Here is a 20,155-nt window from a genome sequence, read left to right on the forward strand (position 1 = left end):
CGGATAGACTGGGAGGCTGTGCCGCTCGGCACGTCAGCATCCCGCACGAACCCCGGAGGAATCGCCGTGCTCGCCGTCCACGACCTCGAGATCCGAGTTGGCGCGCGCGTCCTCATGGAGAACGTCGGCTTCCGCGTCTCCGCGGGCGACAAGATCGGCCTCGTCGGCCGGAACGGCGCCGGCAAGACCACCCTCACGAAGACGCTCGCGGGGGAGACCCTCCCGACCGACGGCCGCATCGAACGATCCGGCGAGATCGGCTACCTGCCGCAGGATCCGCGCTCCGGCGACCCCGAGATGCTCGCCCGTACGCGCATCCTCGACGCCCGCGGGCTCGGCTCGCTCGTGCTCGGCATGCACGAGGCGTCGCACCTGATGGGCTCCGACGACCCCGCCGTCGCCGCGAAGGCGATGAAGAAGTACGGCAACCTGACCGACCGCTTCACCGCGCTCGGCGGCTACGCGGCCGAGGCCGAGGCGGCGTCGATCGCCTCGAACCTCAACCTGCCCGACCGCATCCTCGACCAGCCGCTGAAGACCCTGTCGGGCGGTCAGCGCCGCCGTATCGAGCTCGCGCGCATCCTCTTCTCCGACGCCGACACGATGATCCTCGACGAGCCGACGAACCACCTCGACGCCGACTCGGTCGTGTGGCTGCGCGAGTTCCTCAAGGGGTACAAGGGCGGCGTCATCGTGATCAGCCACGATGTCGAGCTCGTCGGCGAGGTGGTGAACCGCGTCTTCTACCTCGACGCGAACCGCTCGGTCATCGACATCTACAACATGGGCTGGAAGCACTACCTCCGCCAGCGCGCCGCCGACGAGGAGCGCCGCAAGAAGGAGCGGATGAACGCCGAGAAGAAGGCGTCGGCGCTCCAGCTGCAGGCCGCCCGCTTCGGCGCGAAGGCCTCGAAGGCCGCCGCGGCCCACCAGATGGTCGCCCGCGCCGAGAAGCTGCTGTCGGGCCTCGAGGAGGTGCGCCAGAGCGACCGGGTCGCCAAGCTGCGGTTCCCGACGCCCGCACCCTGCGGCCGGACGCCGCTCACCGCCAGCGACCTGTCGAAGTCGTACGGCTCGCTCGAGATCTTCACGGCGGTCGACCTCGCGATCGATCGCGGCACGAAGGTCGTCATCATCGGCCTGAACGGCGCCGGCAAGACGACGCTGCTGCGCATCCTCGCGGGAGTCGACACGCCCGACACCGGGCTCGTCGAGCCCGGGCACGGCCTGCGGATCGGCTACTTCGCGCAGGAGCACGAGACCATCGAGGTCGCGCGCACCGTGCTGCAGAACATGGTGAGCGCCTCGCCGAACCTGACCGAGACCGAGGCGCGCAAGGTGCTCGGCTCGTTCCTGTTCACCGGCGACGACGTGCACAAGCCCGCCGGCGTGCTCTCGGGCGGCGAGAAGACCCGTCTCGCGCTCGCGATGATCGTCGTGTCGGGGGCCAACGTGCTGCTCCTCGACGAGCCGACGAACAACCTCGACCCGGCCAGCCGCGACGAGATCCTCGACGCGCTCGCCCACTTCGAGGGCGCCGTGGTGCTGGTCTCGCACGACCCGGGCGCCGTCGAGGCGCTGAACCCGGAGCGGGTGCTCATCCTCCCCGACGGCGTCGAGGACCACTGGTCGGCCGAGTACCAGGAGCTCATCGAGCTGGCGTGAGGTCGGCGCGGAGCGCTCGTCGCGCACCAGCCTCGCCGCGGCGACCGTGACGGCCGCGCCAGCTCGGTCGCGCCGCGTCAGCCGCGATCGAGGATCTCGTCCTCGACGTCGGCGTCGCGTCCGCCGCGCGAGGTCCGCGACGCGCGGCTCGGCCGCGCCGTCGGCGTGCCCGAGCGGGCGCCGCGATCGTCGCGGTCGCGGCCCGTGCCTCCGGCGGTTCCGGATGCCGCGAGCAGTGCCTTGCGCTCCTGGTTCGCCGCCCACCCGAGGCCGACGAACGCCATCAGGGCGAACACGAACCACTGCAGCGCGTACGACAGGTGCGGGCCCTCGTCGCGCACGGGTCGCGAGAACGCGAGCGGCGGCTCGGAGGCCTCGTCGCCCTGCTGCACGAGCAACCCGTACGCGCCCGTGTACGACGGCTCGCCGACCCGGTCGGCGAGCTCGTCGAGGTCGATCGTCGCGAGCTCGGCCCCGGCGGCCGTGCGTCCGGCGATCGTGCCCTCGCCGGCCTTCAGCCGCACGACGGCGTCGACCGGCCCGGCGGGGGGCGCCGCGTACTCCGACGGCCGGCCGTCGGACCCCTGCGAGATCCAGCCGCGATCGACGAAGAAGACCGTGCCGTCGTCGAGGCGGAAGGGCGTCACGACCTCGAAGCCCGACGCGCCCTGGTACGGACGGTTCCGCACCACGACCTCCTCGTCGGCGAGGTACTCGCCGGACAGCGCGACGACGCGCCAGCGCTGGTCGATGTCGAAGCCGGCGGAGTCCGGCAGGGCCTCGGTCACGGGGACCGGGTCGGCGTCGTAGTTGCGGTCGATCCTCGCGATCTCCGCCTGCGCCTCGGCGCGCCGGTTCAGTTGCCAGGTGCCGAGCGCGCAGCACGCGATCGCGAAGACGACGACGAGCGCGAGGTAGCCGGCCCACCGCTTCGAGCGGAGGAATCCCCACTCGTTCACGAGGCCGCCTCGCCGGCGGCGGGGGAGCTGCCCGAGTCGGCCGCGGCGGAGCCCGCCGCGTCGCCCGCGAACGCCGACACCGCGACGGGGAACGACCGCGCCTCCAGGAAGCCCTGCAGGTACTCCACGTGCTCGTCGCACGCGAGCCAGGTCTTGGTGCGCCCGTCGGTGTGGATGCGGGGGTTGCGCCAGTCGATGCGCCAGGTCGCCGCCTCGCGGCAGCCGGCGCGCGAGCAGGTGTCCGCCTCGGGGGCGGTGCCGGGAAGGCCGATCATCGGTCGCCCTCCTCGGTCGGCGCGGTCTCGGGTGCGCGATCGGATGCCTCGCCCGGGGCATCCGATGCCCGGGTGACGTCCGGGCGGCCCGGGACCTCCGACGGGTTCGTGGGAGTGGACGGGCTCGCGGGAAGCGCGCCGACCGGTGGGGCGACCTGCTCGCCGCGCGACGACCCGACGTTCGCGAGCACGACCGCGACGTACGGCAGGAAGATCGCGCCGGCGGCGAAGATCCAGAGCCACCAGCCGCGCGCGAAGAGCATGCAGAAGATGCAGAGCACGCGGATCGACATGGTGATCGTGTACTTCACCATGCGCGACTTCCGCTCCGCCTCTGGCGAGGGCGGCAGCGAGGTGATCGTGTACTGCTGCTTCATGCTGGTCGCCGCGGGATCCGCGCGGCGTTCCTCCTGCTCAAGCCTACGTCGCGCGGGGGCGGCCGGCGGCCCCGGGTGCCACTCGTTCGCGTCGCTAGACTGGCCCACGGCCGTTCGGCCGTGGAATCGACGAAGTGGAGCCCTGGGCGATGACGATCCGTACTGTGCTGGTGACCGGCGGCAACCGTGGCATCGGCTATGCCATCGCCGAGGCGTTCGTCGCAGCCGGCCACCGAGTGGCGGTCACCGCTCGCTCCGGTGAGGGCCCTGCGGGCACGCTCACGGTTCGCGCCGACGTCACCGACGCCGAGTCGATCGACCGCGCGTTCACCGAGATCGAGGCCGAGCTCGGCCCGGTCGAGGTCGTCGTCGCGAACGCCGGCATCACCCGCGACACCCTGCTGCTGCGCATGACCGAGGACGACTTCACGTCCGTCGTCGACACCAACCTCACGGGCGCGTTCCGCATCGTCAAGCGGGCCTCGAAGGGGATGCTCCGCGCGAGGTTCGGTCGCGTCATCCTGATCTCCAGCGTCGTGGGCCTCCTGGGCTCGGCCGGCCAGGTCAACTACTCCGCGTCGAAGGCCGGCCTCGTCGGCTTCGCCCGCTCGCTCACCCGCGAGCTCGGCGGCCGCGGCATCACGGCGAACGTCGTCGCGCCGGGCTTCATCCGCACCGACATGACCGACGAGCTCGACGACGCGCTGCGCGCCGAGTACCTCAAGCAGATCCCCGCCGGCCGGTTCGCCGAGCCGAGCGAGGTCGCCAAGGCCGTCGAGTGGCTCGCGGGCGACGACGCGGCGTACATCTCGGGCGCCGTGATCCCCGTCGACGGCGGTCTCGGCATGGGGCACTGACCGCACGTCATCCCCGACAGACCGCGAACGCCGGGCCCCACGGGGCCCGGCGTTCGTCGTCGGTCGCGCCCCGCGTCAGCCGCGGAGGCCGAGCAGCGGCAGCACCTGGCCGAGGTCGGGCGTGTCGATCGCGACGTCCGCCTGCGCCCGCACGATCGGCTTCGCGCAGAAGGCCACGCCGAGTGCGGCGGCGCCGAGCATGCGCAGGTCGTTCGCGCCGTCGCCGATCGCCGCGGTGCGGTGCAGCGGGATGCCGCTGGCGTCGGCCCACTCGCGGAGCGCGGCCGCCTTCGCGTCGGCGTCGACGATCGCGCCGTCGACCCGGCCGGTGAGGACGCCGCCGTCGAGCTCGAGCCGGTTCGCCCGGCAGAAGTCGAGTCCGAGCCGTTCGGCCAGCGGGTCGAGGAGCTCGTGGAATCCGCCGGACACCACGCCCACCCGGCCGCCGGCCGCGTGGACCGCGTCGATCAGCTCGACGACGCCGGGCGTCGGCGTCATCCGCTCGCGGACCGAGGCGAACACCGACGCGTCGAGCCCGGCGAGCGTCGCCACGCGCTCGCGCAGGCTCGCCGCGAAGTCGAGCTCGCCGCGCATCGCGCGCTCGGTGACCTCGGCGACCTGCTCCAGGGAGCCGGCGGCCTCGGCCAGCAGTTCGATGGCCTCCTCGCGGATCAGCGTGGAGTCGGCGTCCAGCACGACGAGCGGCCCGGTGACCGGGCCGGTGGTCGCGGCGGTCACGCGGTGGCCCGGACGCGCGAGCCCTTGCCCACGACGGTGAGGCCGGAGTCGGTCACGATGAAGCCGCGCGCGAGGTCCTCGGCGCGATCGATGCCGACGCGTGCGCCCTCCTCGACGACGACCTCCTTGTCGAGGATGGCCCGGCGCACGGTGGCGCCGGCCTCGATGCGGGCGCGGTCGAACAGGATCGAGTCGGCGACGTGCGCGCCCGACCCGACGATCGCCCACGGCCCGATGACGCTGCGCTCGAGGTGCGCGCCCGAGATCACCGACCCGAGGCCGACGATGGAGTCGATGACGGTGCCGAGGGCGCCGCGCGCGTCGCGCGTGAACTTCGCGGGCGGGCTGTTCAGCTGCTGCGAGAAGATCGGCCACTCGCGGTTGTAGAGGTTGAACACCGGCAGCACCGAGATGAGGTCCTGGTGGGCCTCGAAGTACGAGTCGATCGTTCCCACGTCGCGCCAGTAGTAGCGGTCGCGGTCGGTCGACCCCGGCACGTCGTTGCGCATCAGGTCGTAGACGCCGGCCGTGCCCTGGGCCACGAAGGAGGGGATGATGTCGCCGCCCATGTCGTGGCTGGAGTCGGTGCGCTCGCCGTCGCGCAGCACCGCGTCGATCAGCGCCTCGGCGTCGAACACGTAGTTGCCCATCGACGCGAGCACCTGCTTGGGCGCATCGGGCAGGCCGGTGGGCTTCTCCGGCTTCTCGAGGAACTGCTTGATCTTGGTCGGGTCCGTCGGGTCGACCTCGATCACGCCGAACTGGTTCGCGAGCGAGATCGGCTGGCGGATCGCCGCGACGGTCGCCTTCGCGCCCGACTCGACGTGCGCGTCGACCATCTGGTCGAAGTCCATGCGGTACACGTGGTCGGCGCCGACCACGACGATGAGGTCGGGCTGCTCGTCGTAGATGAGGTTCAGGCTCTGCAGGATCGCGTCGGCCGAGCCCGAGAACCAGCGCTTGCCGAGCCGCTGCTGCGCGGGCACGGACGCGACGTACGAGTTGAGCATGCCGGGCAGGCGCCAGGTCTGCGAGATGTGGCGGTCGAGGCTGTGCGACTTGTACTGCGTGAGCACGACGATCTGTCGGAGCCCCGAGTTGACGAGGTTCGACAGCGCGAAGTCGATGAGGCGGTACTGGCCGCCGAACGGCACCGCGGGCTTGGCCCGGTCTTCGGTGAGGGGCATGAGACGTTTGCCCTCGCCACCGGCGAGGACGATTCCGAAGACCTTGCGCGCTGCCATGCGCCCAGCGTACCCAGCGAACGCCCATCGGCGTGCAGGCGTGCGACGCCGGGCGAAACGGGTGCTGCGCTAGCGTGGGCGCATGCGCGTCGACCTGCTGACCAGAGAGTATCCGCCCGAGGTCTACGGGGGTGCCGGCGTCCACGTCGGCGAGCTCGTCCGAGCCCTTCGCCGGCGCATCGACGTGCAGGTCCGCTGCTTCGGCGCCCCGCGCGACGAGGCCGGCACGTTCGCCTACGCGACCCCCTCCGGGCTCGCCGACGCGAACGCCGCGATCGCGACCCTCGGCGTCGACCTGGAGATGGCGCAGGATGCCTCGGGCGCCGACCTGGTGCACTCGCACACCTGGTACGCCAACTTCGCCGGGGCGACGGCCAAGCGCCTCCACGGCATCCCGCACGTCGTCACCGCGCACAGCCTCGAGCCGCTCCGCCCGTGGAAGGCCGAGCAGCTCGGAGGCGGCTACCGCGTCTCGTCGTGGGCCGAGCAGACCGCCTTCGAGGAGGCCGATGCGGTGATCGCGGTGAGCGGCGGCATGCGCCGGGACATCCTGCGGGCGTACCCGACCATCGATCCCGATCGCGTCGAGGTCGTGTACAACGGCATCGACCTCGCCGACTGGGCCCCGAACGACGACGCCGATGCGGTTCGCGCGCTCGGCGTCGACCCCGATGCGCCCTCGATCGTGTTCGTCGGCCGCATCACCCGCCAGAAGGGACTGCCGTACCTCCTGCGCGCCGCGCGCCTGCTTCCGCCGGAGGTGCAGCTGGTGCTGTGCGCGGGCGCACCCGACACGCCCGAGATCATGGCCGAGGTCACCGGCCTGGTCGAGCAGCTCCGCGCGGAGCGCGCCGGGGTCGTCTGGATCGACCGCCACCTGCCGCGTCCCGAGCTCACCGCCCTGCTGACGCGGGCGACGGCGTTCGTGTGCCCGTCGGTGTACGAGCCGCTCGGCATCGTGAACCTCGAGGCCATGGCCTGCGGGGCTCCGGTCGTCGGCACCGCGACCGGCGGCATCCCCGAGGTCGTCGACGACGGCGTCACGGGCGTGCTCGTGCCGATCGAGCAGGTGCAGGACGGCACCGGCACCCCCGTCGACCCCGACCGCTTCGTCGTCGATCTCGCCGCGGCGCTCACCGCCGTCGTGTCGGACCCGGCGCGGGCTGCGGAGATGGGCGCGGCGGGCCGCCGGCGGGCCGAGGAGCACTTCGCGTGGACGTCCATCGCGGACCGCACGATCGAGGTCTACGAGGGCGTGCTGGCGCGCTCGCGGGGCTGACCCGGCGTGGCCGGATGCCTCGTTCCGTCCCGATAGCATGGATGGCATGGCGAGTACGGTTCTGAACTTCCGCGACGTATCGGTGGTCCGCGACGGCAACACGATCCTCGACGGGGTGAACTGGACCGTGGAGTCCGACGAGCGCTGGGTCGTGCTCGGCCCGAACGGTGCCGGCAAGACGACGCTGCTGCAGATCGCCGCCGCCGCGATGCACCCCTCCAAGGGCGAGGCCGACGTGCTGCTCGAATCGCTCGGCAAGGTCGACGTGTTCGAACTGCGCCCGATGATCGGGTTCGCCTCGACGGCGATGGCGCGGAAGATCCCGCGGAACGAGACCGTGCTCGACGTCGTGCTCACCGCCGCCTACTCGGTCACCGGCCGGTGGAACGAGGAGTACGAGGAGATCGACGTGCGCCGTGCGCAGCGCGTGCTCTCCGAGTGGAAGCTCGACGAGTTCGCCGACCGCCGGTTCGGCAACCTCTCCGACGGCGAGCAGAAGCGGGTGCAGATCGCGCGCGCGGTCATGACCGACCCCGAGCTGCTCCTGCTCGACGAGCCGGCCGCCAGCCTCGACCTGGGCGCGCGCGAGGAGCTCGTCGGGCTGCTCGGCGGCTACGCGTCGTCGCCCGCGTCGCCCGCGATCGTCATGGTGACCCACCACGCCGAGGAGATCCCCGCGGGCTTCACGCACGCGCTGCTCCTGGCGAACGGCGCGGTCCGCGCCGCCGGCCCGCTCGCGGAGGCGCTCACCTCCGAGACCCTCAGCGACACGTTCGGCATCGGCATCGAGCTCACCGAGTCGAACGGCCGCTACGCCGCGCGCGCGGTGTGAAGCCGCCGCACGGTCGCTTCTGCTAGACTCGTCAGCTGGCCCACGGGCCACGACGACTTCCCGCCACCGGTTCACGCCTGGCGGGTGACACCCACCATCCGATCAGCAAGGAACGTCTTCATGAAGACCGACATCCACCCCGAGTACAACGCGATCGTCTTCCGCGACCTCGCCTCCGGCGCCACCTTCCTCACGCGCTCGACCGCGACGAGCGACAAGACCATCGAGCTCGATGGTGTCACCTACCCGGTGATCGACGTCGAGATCTCGAGCGAGTCGCACCCGTTCTACACGGGCAAGCAGCGCATCCTCGACTCGGCCGGTCGCGTCGAGAAGTTCAACCAGCGCTTCAAGGGCTTCGGCGGCAAGTAAGTCGCCTCGAGCGGAAGGGCGGACGACCTGGGGTCGTCCGCCCTTTCGTCGTCCCTCGGCGCACCCGCCCGACGGCGGTGCGGGGAGGCGCCTCTCAGCGCACCGGCCAGAGGCCCGAGGTCGTGAACTCCGGCTCGCCGTTGCGCCGGCGCCAGTCCTGGTAGCTCGCCGCCTGCTGGGCGCACCAGCCCACCTGCTGGGTGTGCAGCTCGGCCGCCGCGATCGCGGCGAGCTCGGGGTACGCGCGCGCGATGGCCTGGGCGACGCGGCCCGCCGCGATCGCGTCCGCGGCGGCGTCGTGCGCGTCGAGCAGCGGCACGCCGTAGTGCTCGGCGGTCGCCGTGAGCGTGCGCTTGCCGCGGCGGTAGCGGTCGACGGCCTTGTCGATGACGAGCGGGTCGATCACCGGCGCCGGGCCGGGCAGCGCGGCGAGCCCGTAGCGCTCCGCCTCACGGGCGAGCACGGTGAGGTCGTACGCGGCGTTGTAGGCGACGATCGGCAGGCCCCGTTCGGCGGCGTCGGCGAGCGCCGAGATGATCTCGGCGACGGCCACCGCGGCCGGCTGCCCCTCGGCGCGGGCGCGCTCGATGGTGATGCCGTGGATGAGCGTCGCCGCGGTCGGGATCTCGACGCCGGGATCGGCGATCCACCGACGCTGCTCGAGCACCTCGCCCGACGGGCCGATCACGCCGACGTGGGCCGTCACGATGCGGCAGACGTCGACGTCGATGCCCGTCGTCTCGAGGTCGAAGACGGCGAGGGTGTCGGCCCAGCGGGCGCTCGATGCATCCATGCCGTCACCATATGAGCGCCCGGCGACATCGGCTGCGAGCCGCGCCGGGCCTCACCGTTCGCCCAGCCGGCCGCGCCTAGACTGGTCGGGATGACCCCCTCGCCGTACGCTGCCGCGCTCTCGCGCATCCCGGTGCGGGAGCACCGCACCCGGGTGCTCGGCACCGAGACCGCGTGGTGGGAGTACGGCGATCCGGGCGATCCGGCCCTCGTGCTCGTGCACGGCTTCCGCGGCGACCACCACGGGCTCGAGCCCGTCGTCGCGCACCTGCCCGGGTACCGCATCATCTCGCCCGACCTGCCCGGCTTCGGGGCATCCGAGCCGCTCGCGGACCTCGCGCACGACATCGAGGGGTACCGCACCTGGCTCGCCGCCTTCGTGGCGGCCGTCGGCGTCGACGCCGACTTCACGCTCCTCGGGCACTCGTTCGGGTCGATCGTCTCGGCCGCGGCCGTCGCGGGGGGCCTCGCGCCGACCCGGCTCGTGCTCGTCAACCCGATCGGCGCGCCCGCACTCGAGGGGCCGCGCGGCGTGATGACGCGGCTCGCGGTCGGCTACTACCGGGCAGCCGCGGCGCTGCCGCCGCGCGCCGGCTTCGCGCTGCTGCGCAACCGCGCGATCGTTCGGGTCATGAGCGTCACCATGGCGAAGACCCGCGAGAAGGAGCTCCGCCGCTTCATCCACGACCAGCACGACCGCTACTTCTCGGCGTTCGCCGACCGCGACGCCGTGCTCGAGGCGTTCCGGGCCTCGGTGAGCCACGACGTGCGCGAGTTCGCCGCCGACATCCACGTGCCGACCCTGCTCGTCGCCGCCGTGCGCGACGACATCACCCCCATCGAGGCGCAGCGCACCCTGGTCGCGCGGTTCCCGGATGCCTCGCTCGAGGAGATCCCCGACGTGGGCCACCTCATCCACTACGAGACGCCCGCCGCGGCGGCCGACCACATCCGGCAGTTCCTCGCCGCCGGAGCGGACGCGTGAAGGTCGTCGTCGACTGCCGGTACACGCGCATCGGGCAGCACGACGGCATCAGCCGCTTCACCGCCGGCATCGTGGGCGAGCTCGCGAAGCGGCATCCGCTCACCATGCTCATCAGCGATCACCGGCAGCTCGAGCTGCTGCCCGATCTGCCGTGGGAGCTCGTCAGCGGCCCGACGAGCATCCGCGAGCCGTTCGTGGCACGGCAGGTGCGCCGGCTCCGGCCCGACCTCGTTTTCTCGCCGATGCAGACCATGGGGTCGTGGGGGCGCGACTACGCACTGCTGCTGACCCTGCACGACCTCATCTACTACGAGAACCGCACGCCGCCGCGCGACCTGCCGGCGCCCGTCCGGCTGCTGTGGCGCCTCTACCACCTCGCCTGGTGGCCCCAGCGGGTCCTGCTGAACCGCGCCGACGCCGTGGTCACGGTCTCCTCGACGACCGAGGGGCTCATCCGCGAGCACCGGCTCACGAAGCGGCCGATCGCCGTCGTGCCGAACGCCGCCGACGAGCTGGCGACTCCGGCGCTCCCGCGGCGCCGGCCCGACGGCCATCGCCTCGTGTACATGGGCTCGTACATGCCGTACAAGAACGTCGACGCGCTCGTGCTCGCCGCCGGCCGCCTGCCCGACCACGAGCTCCACCTCTGCAGCCGCATCTCCGACGCCGAGCGCCAACGGCTGACCCGGCTCGCGCCGAGTGCGCGCCTGGTGTTCCACGACGGGGTCACCGACGCCGAGTACGCCGACCTGCTCACGAACGCGACGGCCCTCGTCCACGGATCCCGGGCCGAAGGCTTCGGCATCCCGCTCGTCGAGGCGATGCGGGTCGGCACGCCCATCGTCGTGAGCGACATCCCGATCTTCCGCGAGATCGGGGGCGACACCGCGCTGTTCTTCCACCCCGACCGGGTCGACGAGCTCGTCGATGCCCTCGGCCGGCTCGAGGAACCGGGGGAGTGGGAGGGCCGGAGCGCGGCCGCGCTCGAGGAGGCCGCGCGGTTCACCTGGGCGGCGTCGGCCGAGCGCCTGCTCGCCCTCATGCACGAGACCGTCGAGCGTCGGGGCCGCTGAGCGGGACCGCGGCGGTGTTCGTCAGAGCAGCGCAGCGGCCATGCGGTCGAAGACCTCGCTCGCACCCGCGTCGATCTTGACGGCAGCGCGGCTGTCGCCCTTGGTGATGCCGCGGTTCACGACGATGATCGGCATCTTCCGGCGACGGGCGAGCTCGATGAGCCGCATGCCGGAGTTCACGACGAGCGACGAGCCGCCGACGAGCAGCACGTCGCTGCCCTGCACGATCGACCGGGCGGCGTCGAACGTCTCGACGGGCACGAACTCGCCGAAGAACACCACGTCGGGCTTCAGCACCCCGCCGCAGACGGTGCACTCGGGCAGTCGCATCGCGTCGACGTCGTCGACCTCCACGTCGCCGTCTGGGGCGATGCGGATGGCCCGGTCGAGGCGGATCTGGGGGTTCAGCGCCTCGAGCCGGTCGGCGATCGCCTGCCGTGCGAACGCCTGGCCGCAGGTGAGGCAGACGACGCGGTCCATCGTGCCGTGGAGCTCCACCACCCGGCGGCTGCCCGCCCGACGGTGCAGTCCGTCGACGTTCTGGGTCACGACGCCGGTGACCACGCCGCCGGCCTCGAGGGCGGCGAGCGCGAGGTGCCCCCGGTTCGGCACCGCCGACCCGAAGGTCCGCCAGCCGAGGTGGCTGCCGGCCCAGTAGCGCCGCCGGGCCTGCTCGGAGGCGAGGAAGGATTGGAACGTCATGGGCGTGCGCACCGGCGCGCCCTCGCCGCGATAGTCGGGGATGCCGGAATCGGTGCTCACGCCCGCGCCCGTCAGGACGGCGACGCGCGCGCCTCGCATCAGCGAGACGGCGTGCTGGAGCAGGGTGTCGGTGTCCGTGCCGGGTTCGATCGCGGTGCCCACTCGGCCTCCTTCGGTGATCGTCACGATAGTAAACGCGCCGGTTTACCGGAATGTTTCGCCGGATGGCAGGCTGGGCGGGGAGGACCACATGCACATCGAACGGGTCGCCGACGCGACATCCGACCTCGTCGCCGACTACGCCGCACTCACCGACGTCGCCCTGCGCAGCCGCACCGAGGCCGAACGCGGCCTCTACATCGCCGAGTCGGCGAAGGTCATCGGCCGGGCCATCCGCGCCGGGCACCGCCCGCGCTCGGTGCTCACCGAGGAGAAGTGGCTGCCCGCGCTCGAGCCCGCGCTCGAGCCGTTCGACATCCCCGTGCACCTCGCCTCGCCCGACCAGCTCGAGCAGATCACCGGCTACCGCGTGCACCGCGGCGCCCTGGCGGCGTTCGAGCGGCCCGAACTGCCCGACCCGGCCGACCTGCTGCGCACGTCGCGTCGCGTCGTCGTGCTGGAGGACATCGTCGACCACACCAACGTGGGCGCGATCTTCCGCAGCGTCGCCGCCCTCGGCGCCGACGCCGTGCTCGTGAGCGAGCGCTGCGCCGACCCGCTGTACCGGCGGAGCGTGCGGGTCAGCATGGGCACCGTGTTCCAGGTGCCGTGGACCCGGCTCCCCGGCTGGGACGACGCGCTGCCGCTGCTCCACGAGCACGGCTTCGAGGTGCTCGCGCTCGCCCTGGCCGACGACGCCGTGCCCCTCCGCGCCCTCGCCGCCGATCCGCCCGAGCGTGCGGCCCTCGTGTTCGGTGCGGAGGGCGACGGCCTCAGCCGGCGCGCGCTCGCGGCGGCCGACCGCGTCGTCACGATCCCGATGGCCCGAGGTGTCGATTCGCTGAACGTCGCGGCGAGCGCCGCGGTGGTGCTCTATGCGCTCACCGCCGACGGTTAGGCTGCAACGGATGTCACGCACCACCGCCGAGCCGCCGACCACCGGCCCCCGCCCCGCCTACGACGACGACGTCGAGCGCGCCCAGCAGCGCGCGGCGGCCCGCCGGCGCATGTACCGGCGTCGCAGGATCGTCGTGTTCGGCGCGCTCGCGATCGTGCTGGCACTGCTCCTCGGCGCCGGCGCCTACGCGGCGAACGCGCTGAACGCGCCCATCCCCACCGCGACCGCGGTCGTCACCGACCCGGCTCCCGTGGTCGCCCCGGCGCAGCAGGTCGCCGGCCCCGGATTCGGCACCTGGGCGATCGGAGCCGTCGGGTTCCCGGGCACGCTCGCGCAGAGCGAGGACCAGTCGCCGCTGCCGTCCGCGAGCATCACGAAGGTGATCACCTCGCTCGTGATCCTCGACCGCAACCCGATCGCCCCCGGCGAGGAGGGGCCGTCGATCGCGTACACCGACGACGACGTGGACATCTACTGGGACATGGTCGCCCAGAACGGCTCGGTCGCCCCGGTGCCCGCGGGTTCGTCGCTCACGCTCAAGCAGAGCCTCGAGACGATGCTGCTGCCGTCGGGCAACAACTACGCGATCTCGCTGTCGAACTGGGCCTTCGGCTCCGAGCAGGGACTCGTCGACGCGGCCAGGGGCTGGCTCGACGCCCATGGGCTCGTGCACACGACCATCGCGGACGCCTCCGGCCTGTCGCTCGAGAACACGAGCACGCCGACCGACCTGGTGCAGCTCGGCCAGCTCGCCCTCGCCGACCCCGTGCTCGCCGAGATCGTCGCGATGAAGTCCGCCGAGATCCCCGGCGTCGGCACCGTCACGAACTCGAACAAGCTCCTCGGCACCCACGGCGTCGACGGCATCAAGACCGGCACGACCGACGACGCCGCGAACCTGCTGTTCTCGGCCGACTACCCGGTGGGCGCGACGAGCGTGACCGTCGTGGGCGTCGTGCTCGGCGCGGAGACCCACGCGGTGCTGAACGACGCGATCGCGACGATGCTCGACAGCGTCGCCCCCGGGTTCCACGAGGTGCAGGCGCTGGCCGCCGGCCAGGAGCTCGCGTCGTACGCGCAGCCGTGGGGCCAGACCGCGGTCGCCCGGGCACGCGACGGGGCATCCGTCGTGGTGTGGAGCGACACGCCCGTCGACGTCGAGGTGCAGGTCGACGACCTCACCCTCGCGACCGACGACAGCGAGGTCGGCACCGCGATCGTGCACGCCGGCGACCAGCAGCTCACTGTGCCGATCGTGCTCGACGGCTCGTTCGAGGACCCGGGCGCCTGGTGGCGCCTGCAGAACCCGGGCGGGCTCGACCCGGTTCAGTCCTCGGCGGGCGCGAGGGGGGCGGCGACGATCTCCTCGTCGACCTCGTCGACCTCGTCAACCTCGCCGGTCGTGGCTCCGGCCGCGTAGGGACCGGCCGACGGGCGCTTGGCCGTCACCAGGTCGCCGGACGACTGGTGGCGGATGCGCCGGAGCACCCACGGCACGAGGTACTCGCGCGCCCACGCCAGGTCTTCGACGCGCGCCTGCCGCCAGCTCGACCCGGGCAGCGGCTCGGGCTTCAGCGGCTCGAGGTCGTTCTCGACGTTCAGGGCGTCGAGCACCATGCGTGCGACCGTGTGGTGGCCGAGCGAGTTCAGGTGGAGGCGGTCGGGCGCCCACATGCGCTGGTCCTGGATCGCGGCGAGCGCCCACTGGTCGGCGACGACGCAGTCGTACTTCGACGCGATCGCCCGCAGGTTCTCGTTGTAGATCGCGACCTTGCCGCGGATGCCGCGGAACACCGGGGAGAAGCCGACGTCGACGCCCGTGAAGATGACGATGGTGGCGTGGTCGCGACTCAACCGCTCGATCGCGTACTCGAACCGGGCCGAGATCTCGTCGGGATCGGTGCCGGGGCGGATGACGTCGTTCCCGCCCGCGGAGATCGTGATGAGGTCGGGCCGCAGCTCGAGCGCCGGCTCGATCTGCTCGTCGATGATCTGCTGGATCAGGCGCCCCCGGATCGCGAGGTTCGCGTACGCGAAGTCCTCGGTACCGCGGCTCAGCACCTCGGCGACGCGGTCGGCCCAACCGCGGTTGCCACCGGGCACGCGGTCGTCGGCGTCGCCGATGCCCTCCGTGAACGAGTCGCCGATGGCGACGTACCGGGACCAGGGGTGCTGCTGGGTGACCATCCCTCCATTCTGCACGGCGCGGCGCGCGCGCCGGATCGGGCGGATTCATCGCGGCCGGACCGCCGTGTCAGACGGGTCGGCTACAGTGCTGCAGAGTGAGCACAGCGACCCCATCCGGCAGCCATCAGCCGGGCACCGCGGCCGCTGAGCACCTCTCCCCGTCGTTCCCGGCCCGCGCGCCGTGGGGTACCGCCGGAAAGCTGCGGGCCTGGCAGGCCGAGGCGCTCGAGAAGTACCTCGACGAGCTGCCGCGCGACTTCCTCGCCGCCGCGACGCCCGGCGCCGGCAAGACGACCTTCGCCCTCCGCATCGCGGCCGAGCTGCGTTCGCGCCGCATCATCGACCGCATCACCGTGGTCGCGCCGACCGACCACCTCAAGCGGCAGTGGGCCGATGCGGCCGCGCGCGTCGGCATCCGCCTCGACCCCGGGTTCCGCAACGCGCACGGACGCACCGCCCGGCACTACCACGGCGTCGCCGTCACCTACGCGCAGGTCGCCACCCGCCCGGCGCTGCACCGCGAGCTCACGCTCTCGGGCCGGTCCCTCGTCATCCTCGACGAGGTGCACCACGGCGGCGACGCGCTCAGCTGGGGCGACGCACTGCGCGAGGCGTTCGAGCCCGCGGAGAAGCGACTGCTGCTGTCGGGCACCCCGTTCCGCAGCGACACCGCGCCCATCCCGTTCGTCCGCTACGAGCAGGACCGCCACGGCGTGCGGCTGTCGCAGTCGGACTACACCTACGGGTACGGGCGGGCGCTGGCCGACGGCGTCGTCCGGCCGGTGCTCTTCATGGTCTACGCCGGCCACATGCGGTGGCGCACGCGGGCGGGCGACGAGATGGAGGCCCGCCTCGGCGAGGACAACACCAAGGACATCACGTCCTCGGCCTGGCGCACCGCGCTCGAGCCGTCGGGGGAGTGGATCCCGTCCGTGCTGCAGGCAGCGGATCGTCGACTGACCGAGGTGCGCCACGGCATCCCCGACGCCGGCGGACTCGTCATCGCGACCGACCAGACCGTCGCACGCGCCTACGCCGAGATCCTCGAGCGCATCTGCGGCGAACGCGTCACCGTGGTCCTCTCCGACGAGAAGGAGGCGAGCGCGCGGATCGAGGAGTTCAGCGAGGGCACCAGCCGGTGGATGGTCGCCGTGCGCATGGTGTCGGAGGGCGTCGACGTGCCCCGGCTCGCGGTCGGCGTGTACGCCACCAGCTCGGCGACGCCGCTGTTCTTCGCCCAGGCGATCGGCCGCTTCGTGCGCGCCCGCCGGCGCGGTGAGACCGCGTCGGTCTTCCTCCCGAACGTGCCCGTGCTCATGGCCCTCGCCGGAGAGCTCGAGCGGGAACGCGACCACGCGCTCGACCGGCGTACCGGAGAGGGCGACGACGATCCCGGCCTCGACGACGGGCTGCTGGAGGCCGCCAACCGGGAGGAGAAGGCCTCGGAGGAGGTCGACCTGTTCGAATGGCAGGCGGTCGCCTCGGACGCCACGTTCGACCGGGTCGTCTTCGACGGCACCGACTTCGGCACGTTCGCGGAGCCCGGCAGCGACGAGGAGCTCGACTTCATCGGCCTGCCCGGCCTGCTCGAACCCGAGCAGGTCGCCGAGCTCCTGCGGCACCGGCAGGCCCGCCAGGCCCGTCGGGCCGGCGAGCGTCGCCGCCACGACGTGGAGCAGCCGCCTGCCGAGCCGGTCGCGCTCTACCGCACGCTGAAGGAGCAGCGATCGCTGCTGAACAGCCTCGTCGGCCTGTGGGCACGGCAGAACGGCCAGCCGCACTCGCAGGTCCACGCCGAGCTCCGGCGAGCGTGCGGCGGCCCCGAGGTGGCGCAGGCCACCGTCACACAACTGCAGGCCAGGATCGACCTGCTGCGGCGGCGCATGGGCGGGCGCTGACCGCGCAGCGCCGACGGGCGGGGGCACGCGTCATGCGGCGGCTCGCCCATCGCACCATCGGCTACGATCGCCGAGATCGCAAGACCTGCACCGATGGAGGATGTCCGTGCCCCAGCAGCCAGAACTCGACCGCGTCGACCGGGCCCTGCTCTCCGCCCTCTCGACCAACGCGCGCGCCTCGGGTTCCGCGCTCGCGCAGGAGGTCGGCGTCGCCGAGTCGACGGTCTCCCTCCGGCTCCGCCGCCTGCAGGCGCTCGGCACCGTGCGGGGCTTCCGCGTCGACGTGGACCTCGCCTCCGTGGGGGTATCGCTGCAGGCCCTCATCGCCGTGCGCCTGGTGAAGCACGACCGCAGCGAGATCGACGCCTTCCGCCAGCAGGTGCCGCACCTGCCCGGCGTGCTCGGCGTGTTCCACATGGCCGGCGCCGACGACTACCTGCTGCACGTCGCCGCGAAGGACGCGGTCGAACTGCGCGAGTTCGTGCTCGCGTACCTGACGGGGCATCCGGCCGTCGCGCACACCGAGACGAACCTGATCTTCGAGCACGTCGCCGGCGACGGCTGGCAGCAGCTCATCGGCTGAGGACGCGGCGACCGCGTTCGGCCGCCCGAAATGCTGCCAATCGCGGCGAATCGACCGGTCGGCCGAGACTCGACGGCTAGCGTTGCCGAGGGCCGATCCCCGGCCCGACGCGACGTCGCGGGAGCCCGCCGCCCGGCACGATGCCCCCGCCCGACCCGGGAGCACGATGACCGACGCACGACCCGCCGCCAGCGACGCGGACCGCGCCAAGTGGCGTCGCTACCTCGCCGACGAACGCGCCGAGGCCGCCGTGTACCGCGAGCTCGCGGCCCGCAAGGAGGGCGAGGAGCGGGAGATCCTGCTCGCCCTCGCCGCCGCCGAGGGGCGCCACGAAGCGCACTGGCTGGCCCTGCTCGACGGCGACGACCGGGGCGTGCCGCGGGCCGACCTGCGCACGCGCACGCTCGTCGCGCTCGCCCGCCGGTTCGGCTCCATCTTCGTGCTCGCGCTCGCGCAGCAGGCCGAGTCCCGCTCGCCCTACGCGAACGACCCGCACGCGACGGCCGCGATGGCCGCCGACGAGCGCATCCACGGCGAGGTCGTCCGCGGGCTCGCCGCGCGGGGCCGCCGCCGGCTCGCGGGCACCTTCCGTGCGGCGGTCTTCGGCGCCAACGACGGCCTGGTCTCGAACCTCGCCCTCGTGCTCGGCATCGGCGCCACCGGCGTGCCCGCCCCGGTCGTGCTCTTCACCGGCATCGCCGGCCTGCTCGCGGGTGCGCTGTCGATGGGCGCGGGCGAGTTCGTCTCGGTCCGCTCGCAGCGCGAGCTGCTCGAGGCATCCGCCCCCGACCCCGGCGTGCAGGATGCCGTGACCGACCTCGACCTCGACGCGAACGAGCTCGCGCTCGTGTACCGCGCGCGCGGCATGGAGCCGGCCGAGGCCGTCGAGCAGGCGTCGCTCGTGCTCGCACGGGTCGCGGCGGCGGGCCGCCTGCGGACGCCCACCGGCGCGATCCCGCTGTCCGCGGAGGACGACGAGGCCGTCGGCACCGCGTGGTCGGCCGCGATCTCGAGCTTCTGCTTCTTCGCCTCGGGCGCGCTGATCCCCGTCCTGCCCTACCTGTTCGGCATGAGCGGGCTCGGTGCCGTCGCGCTGTCGACCGGGCTCGTCGGCATCGCCCTGCTCGTGACCGGCGCCATCGTCGGCGTGCTGTCGGGCGCATCGCCGCTGAAGCGGGCGCTGCGCCAGCTCGCGATCGGGTTCGGCGCCGCGGCGGTGACGTACGTGCTCGGGCTCGCGTTCGGCACGACGATCGGCTGAGTCGCGGGGCTCGGCCGAGTCGCAGGGCTCGGCTGTGACGGGCGCTCGGCTGACCGACGTGGCTGCGCCGGCGCCGCCGGCTGCGCCATGATGACGGGATGTCCGAACGCATCGCCCTCGTCACCGGCGCGGGTCGCCGGAACTCCATCGCCCATGCCATCGCCCGCGCGCTGGCGGACGACGGCTGGGACGTCGCCGTCACCACGTGGACGTCCTACGAACGGCGGGTGCCGCTCGGCGGCGACCCGGAGCTCGACCCCGATGACCTCCGTCGCGAGCTCATCGCCAGGGGCGCCCGCGCGATCCGGATCGAGGCGGACCTCGCCGACCCGACGACGCCCGAGCGCGTCCTCGCGGAGGTCGTCGATCGGCTCGGCACGCCGAGCAGCCTCGTGCTCTCGCACTCGGAGAGCGTCGACTCGGGCCTGCTCGACACCACCCTGGAGAGCTTCGACCGGCACTTCGCGGTGAACACCCGGGCCGCGTGGCTGCTGATCCGGGCGTTCGCGGAACGGTTCGGCGAGGCGTCGGCCGAGCCGGAGGCGACGCCGGGTCCGGCCCCAGTTCGTGCGTCGGATTCGGGTTCAGTTTCGGCTTCGGCTTCGGCTTCGGCTTCGGCGGATGATCGCGACCCGCGCGCGGGTCACGGGTCGATCATCGCGCTGACGAGCGACCACGTGGTCGGGAACGTCCCGTACGGCGCGAGCAAGGGCGCGCTCGACCGGATCGTGATCGCCGCCGCCCGCGAAGTGGGACCGCTCGGGATCACCGCGAACCTCGTCGATCCCGGCCCCGTCGACACCGGCTGGATGGACGCCTCGACGCGCGAGCGGCTCACCGCGCTCCAGCCGACCGGTCGGCTCGGCACCCCGGCGGACGCGGCCCGCCTCGTCGCCTGGCTGGCGTCCGACGACGGACGCTGGGTCTCGGGGCAGCGGATCCGCAGCGACGGCGCCAGCGCGGTCTGACGCCGGGCACGGGTACGCCGGGCGGGTCGGCGGGGGTGCGGTGCGCCTGCG

At 72.8% G+C, this 20,155-nt stretch carries 21 protein-coding genes; 13 read left to right on the forward strand and 8 right to left on the reverse strand.

What is annotated here, in order from left to right; genetic code table 11:
• The first annotated feature begins 66 nt into the window (after window positions 1–66).
• The gene (locus tag ACGGZK_RS13280) at window positions 67–1,665 is read left to right on the forward strand and encodes an ABC-F family ATP-binding cassette domain-containing protein (RefSeq protein WP_395243115.1); all 1,599 of its coding nucleotides are present in this window, start codon (window positions 67–69) and stop codon (window positions 1,663–1,665) included.
• A 77-nt stretch (window positions 1,666–1,742) separates the two neighbouring features.
• Here the strand turns inward: ACGGZK_RS13280 and ACGGZK_RS13285 are convergent, their stop codons facing one another.
• The 3 genes from ACGGZK_RS13285 to ACGGZK_RS13295 are packed head-to-tail and all read right to left on the reverse strand — an operon-like array spanning window position 1,743 to window position 3,276.
• Entirely contained in the window at window positions 1,743–2,624 is an 882-nt protein-coding gene (locus tag ACGGZK_RS13285; RefSeq protein ID WP_395243116.1) for an SURF1 family protein, read from the reverse strand.
• On the reverse strand, window positions 2,621–2,899 hold the full coding sequence (locus ACGGZK_RS13290) for a hypothetical protein (protein ID WP_395243117.1): 279 nt from the start codon (window positions 2,897–2,899) through the stop codon (window positions 2,621–2,623). Before ACGGZK_RS13290 ends, ACGGZK_RS13285 begins: the two co-directional genes overlap by 4 nt.
• Window positions 2,896–3,276: a DUF3099 domain-containing protein gene (locus ACGGZK_RS13295; protein ID WP_395243118.1), complete on the reverse strand. Its 381-nt coding sequence runs from the start codon at window positions 3,274–3,276 to the stop codon at window positions 2,896–2,898. The genes ACGGZK_RS13290 and ACGGZK_RS13295 overlap by 4 nt, the downstream gene beginning before the upstream one ends.
• A gap of 149 nt (window positions 3,277–3,425) precedes the next feature.
• Here ACGGZK_RS13295 and ACGGZK_RS13300 point away from each other — a divergent pair, with 149 nt between their 5' ends.
• Window positions 3,426–4,133: a beta-ketoacyl-ACP reductase gene (locus tag ACGGZK_RS13300; RefSeq protein WP_395243119.1), complete on the forward strand. Its 708-nt coding sequence runs from the start codon at window positions 3,426–3,428 to the stop codon at window positions 4,131–4,133.
• A 75-nt stretch (window positions 4,134–4,208) separates the two neighbouring features.
• Here ACGGZK_RS13300 and serB read toward each other — a convergent pair whose 3' ends face one another.
• On the reverse strand, window positions 4,209–4,871 hold the full coding sequence (serB, locus tag ACGGZK_RS13305) for a phosphoserine phosphatase SerB (protein WP_395243120.1): 663 nt from the start codon (window positions 4,869–4,871) through the stop codon (window positions 4,209–4,211).
• Window positions 4,868–6,115, reverse strand: a complete 1,248-nt coding sequence (gene glgC / locus ACGGZK_RS13310) for a glucose-1-phosphate adenylyltransferase (RefSeq protein WP_395243121.1) — start codon at window positions 6,113–6,115, stop codon at window positions 4,868–4,870. The genes serB and glgC overlap by 4 nt, the downstream gene beginning before the upstream one ends.
• 82 nt (window positions 6,116–6,197) lie before the next feature.
• Between glgC and glgA the strand changes: the two genes are divergently transcribed.
• The 3 genes from glgA (at window position 6,198) to ACGGZK_RS13325 (ending at window position 8,598) form a co-directional block, all read left to right on the forward strand.
• Window positions 6,198–7,394 carry a glycogen synthase gene (gene glgA, locus ACGGZK_RS13315; protein ID WP_395243122.1) on the forward strand — a complete coding sequence of 399 codons (1,197 nt, stop codon included), beginning with the start codon at window positions 6,198–6,200 and terminating at the stop codon, window positions 7,392–7,394.
• A 46-nt stretch (window positions 7,395–7,440) separates the two neighbouring features.
• Window positions 7,441–8,226 carry an ABC transporter ATP-binding protein gene (locus ACGGZK_RS13320; RefSeq protein WP_395243123.1) on the forward strand — a complete coding sequence of 262 codons (786 nt, stop codon included), beginning with the start codon at window positions 7,441–7,443 and terminating at the stop codon, window positions 8,224–8,226.
• Window positions 8,227–8,346: 120 nt separating this feature from the next.
• A complete protein-coding gene (locus ACGGZK_RS13325) occupies window positions 8,347–8,598 on the forward strand; it encodes a type B 50S ribosomal protein L31 (RefSeq protein ID WP_395243124.1) in 252 nt (83 codons plus the stop codon).
• A gap of 94 nt (window positions 8,599–8,692) precedes the next feature.
• Here ACGGZK_RS13325 and ACGGZK_RS13330 read toward each other — a convergent pair whose 3' ends face one another.
• Window positions 8,693–9,391, reverse strand: coding sequence for an exonuclease domain-containing protein (locus tag ACGGZK_RS13330; RefSeq protein ID WP_395243125.1), 699 nt, complete (start codon window positions 9,389–9,391; stop codon window positions 8,693–8,695).
• 90 nt (window positions 9,392–9,481) lie between these two features.
• On the opposite strand from ACGGZK_RS13330, the gene ACGGZK_RS13335 reads away from it, so the two are divergent.
• Together ACGGZK_RS13335 and ACGGZK_RS13340 are read left to right on the forward strand one after the other, a co-directional pair.
• Window positions 9,482–10,375 (forward strand): alpha/beta fold hydrolase, encoded by an 894-nt coding sequence (locus tag ACGGZK_RS13335; RefSeq protein WP_395243126.1) that lies wholly within the window; start codon window positions 9,482–9,484, stop codon window positions 10,373–10,375.
• The gene (locus tag ACGGZK_RS13340; RefSeq protein ID WP_395243127.1) at window positions 10,372–11,448 is read left to right on the forward strand and encodes a glycosyltransferase family 4 protein; all 1,077 of its coding nucleotides are present in this window, start codon (window positions 10,372–10,374) and stop codon (window positions 11,446–11,448) included. Before ACGGZK_RS13335 ends, ACGGZK_RS13340 begins: the two co-directional genes overlap by 4 nt.
• Before the next feature lie 21 nt (window positions 11,449–11,469).
• On the opposite strand, the gene ACGGZK_RS13345 is transcribed toward ACGGZK_RS13340, so the two are convergent.
• Complete coding sequence (locus ACGGZK_RS13345) at window positions 11,470–12,312, reverse strand: Sir2 family NAD-dependent protein deacetylase (protein WP_395243128.1); 843 nt, start codon at window positions 12,310–12,312, stop codon at window positions 11,470–11,472.
• Between the two features lie 88 nt (window positions 12,313–12,400).
• Between ACGGZK_RS13345 and ACGGZK_RS13350 the strand changes: the two genes are divergently transcribed.
• Complete coding sequence (locus ACGGZK_RS13350) at window positions 12,401–13,207, forward strand: TrmH family RNA methyltransferase (RefSeq protein ID WP_395243129.1); 807 nt, start codon at window positions 12,401–12,403, stop codon at window positions 13,205–13,207.
• Between the two features lie 10 nt (window positions 13,208–13,217).
• On the forward strand, window positions 13,218–14,627 hold the full coding sequence (locus ACGGZK_RS13355; protein WP_395243130.1) for a D-alanyl-D-alanine carboxypeptidase family protein: 1,410 nt from the start codon (window positions 13,218–13,220) through the stop codon (window positions 14,625–14,627).
• On the opposite strand, the gene ACGGZK_RS13360 is transcribed toward ACGGZK_RS13355, so the two are convergent.
• A complete protein-coding gene (locus tag ACGGZK_RS13360) occupies window positions 14,534–15,394 on the reverse strand; it encodes an SGNH/GDSL hydrolase family protein (protein WP_395243131.1) in 861 nt (286 codons plus the stop codon). The genes ACGGZK_RS13355 and ACGGZK_RS13360 overlap by 94 nt on opposite strands.
• Window positions 15,395–15,489: 95 nt before the next feature.
• Between ACGGZK_RS13360 and ACGGZK_RS13365 the strand changes: the two genes are divergently transcribed.
• From ACGGZK_RS13365 to ACGGZK_RS13380, 4 genes are all read left to right on the forward strand, one after another.
• Entirely contained in the window at window positions 15,490–17,292 is a 1,803-nt protein-coding gene (locus ACGGZK_RS13365; RefSeq protein WP_395243132.1) for a DEAD/DEAH box helicase, read from the forward strand.
• 106 nt (window positions 17,293–17,398) lie between these two features.
• Window positions 17,399–17,875, forward strand: a complete 477-nt coding sequence (locus ACGGZK_RS13370; protein WP_395243133.1) for an Lrp/AsnC family transcriptional regulator — start codon at window positions 17,399–17,401, stop codon at window positions 17,873–17,875.
• Window positions 17,876–18,041: 166 nt separating this feature from the next.
• On the forward strand, window positions 18,042–19,136 hold the full coding sequence (locus ACGGZK_RS13375; protein ID WP_395243134.1) for a VIT1/CCC1 family protein: 1,095 nt from the start codon (window positions 18,042–18,044) through the stop codon (window positions 19,134–19,136).
• Between the two features lie 98 nt (window positions 19,137–19,234).
• Window positions 19,235–20,104 (forward strand): SDR family oxidoreductase, encoded by an 870-nt coding sequence (locus ACGGZK_RS13380; protein WP_395243135.1) that lies wholly within the window; start codon window positions 19,235–19,237, stop codon window positions 20,102–20,104.
• Window positions 20,105–20,155: the final 51 nt, after the last annotated feature.

Origin of the sequence: Agromyces sp. MMS24-K17 (assembly GCF_043950245.1) — a bacterium.
Classification (GTDB): Bacteria; Actinomycetota; Actinomycetes; order Actinomycetales; family Microbacteriaceae; genus Agromyces.

Bases quoted from the DNA above. Each gene is read 5' to 3' on its own strand.
- ACGGZK_RS13290 (WP_395243117.1), bottom strand. From the start codon at position 2,899: ATGATCGGCCTTCCCGGCACCGCCCCCGAGGCGGACACCTGCTCGCGC.
- ACGGZK_RS13295 (WP_395243118.1), bottom strand. From the start codon at position 3,276: ATGAAGCAGCAGTACACGATCACCTCGCTGCCGCCCTCGCCAGAGGCG.
- ACGGZK_RS13300 (WP_395243119.1), top strand. From the start codon at position 3,426: ATGACGATCCGTACTGTGCTGGTGACCGGCGGCAACCGTGGCATCGGC.
- glgC (WP_395243121.1), bottom strand. From the start codon at position 6,115: ATGGCAGCGCGCAAGGTCTTCGGAATCGTCCTCGCCGGTGGCGAGGGC.
- glgA (WP_395243122.1), top strand. From the start codon at position 6,198: ATGCGCGTCGACCTGCTGACCAGAGAGTATCCGCCCGAGGTCTACGGG.
- ACGGZK_RS13320 (WP_395243123.1), top strand. From the start codon at position 7,441: ATGGCGAGTACGGTTCTGAACTTCCGCGACGTATCGGTGGTCCGCGAC.
- ACGGZK_RS13325 (WP_395243124.1), top strand. From the start codon at position 8,347: ATGAAGACCGACATCCACCCCGAGTACAACGCGATCGTCTTCCGCGAC.
- ACGGZK_RS13330 (WP_395243125.1), bottom strand. From the start codon at position 9,391: ATGGATGCATCGAGCGCCCGCTGGGCCGACACCCTCGCCGTCTTCGAC.
- ACGGZK_RS13335 (WP_395243126.1), top strand. From the start codon at position 9,482: ATGACCCCCTCGCCGTACGCTGCCGCGCTCTCGCGCATCCCGGTGCGG.
- ACGGZK_RS13350 (WP_395243129.1), top strand. From the start codon at position 12,401: ATGCACATCGAACGGGTCGCCGACGCGACATCCGACCTCGTCGCCGAC.
- ACGGZK_RS13355 (WP_395243130.1), top strand. From the start codon at position 13,218: ATGTCACGCACCACCGCCGAGCCGCCGACCACCGGCCCCCGCCCCGCC.
- ACGGZK_RS13360 (WP_395243131.1), bottom strand. From the start codon at position 15,394: ATGGTCACCCAGCAGCACCCCTGGTCCCGGTACGTCGCCATCGGCGAC.
- ACGGZK_RS13375 (WP_395243134.1), top strand. From the start codon at position 18,042: ATGACCGACGCACGACCCGCCGCCAGCGACGCGGACCGCGCCAAGTGG.
- ACGGZK_RS13380 (WP_395243135.1), top strand. From the start codon at position 19,235: ATGTCCGAACGCATCGCCCTCGTCACCGGCGCGGGTCGCCGGAACTCC.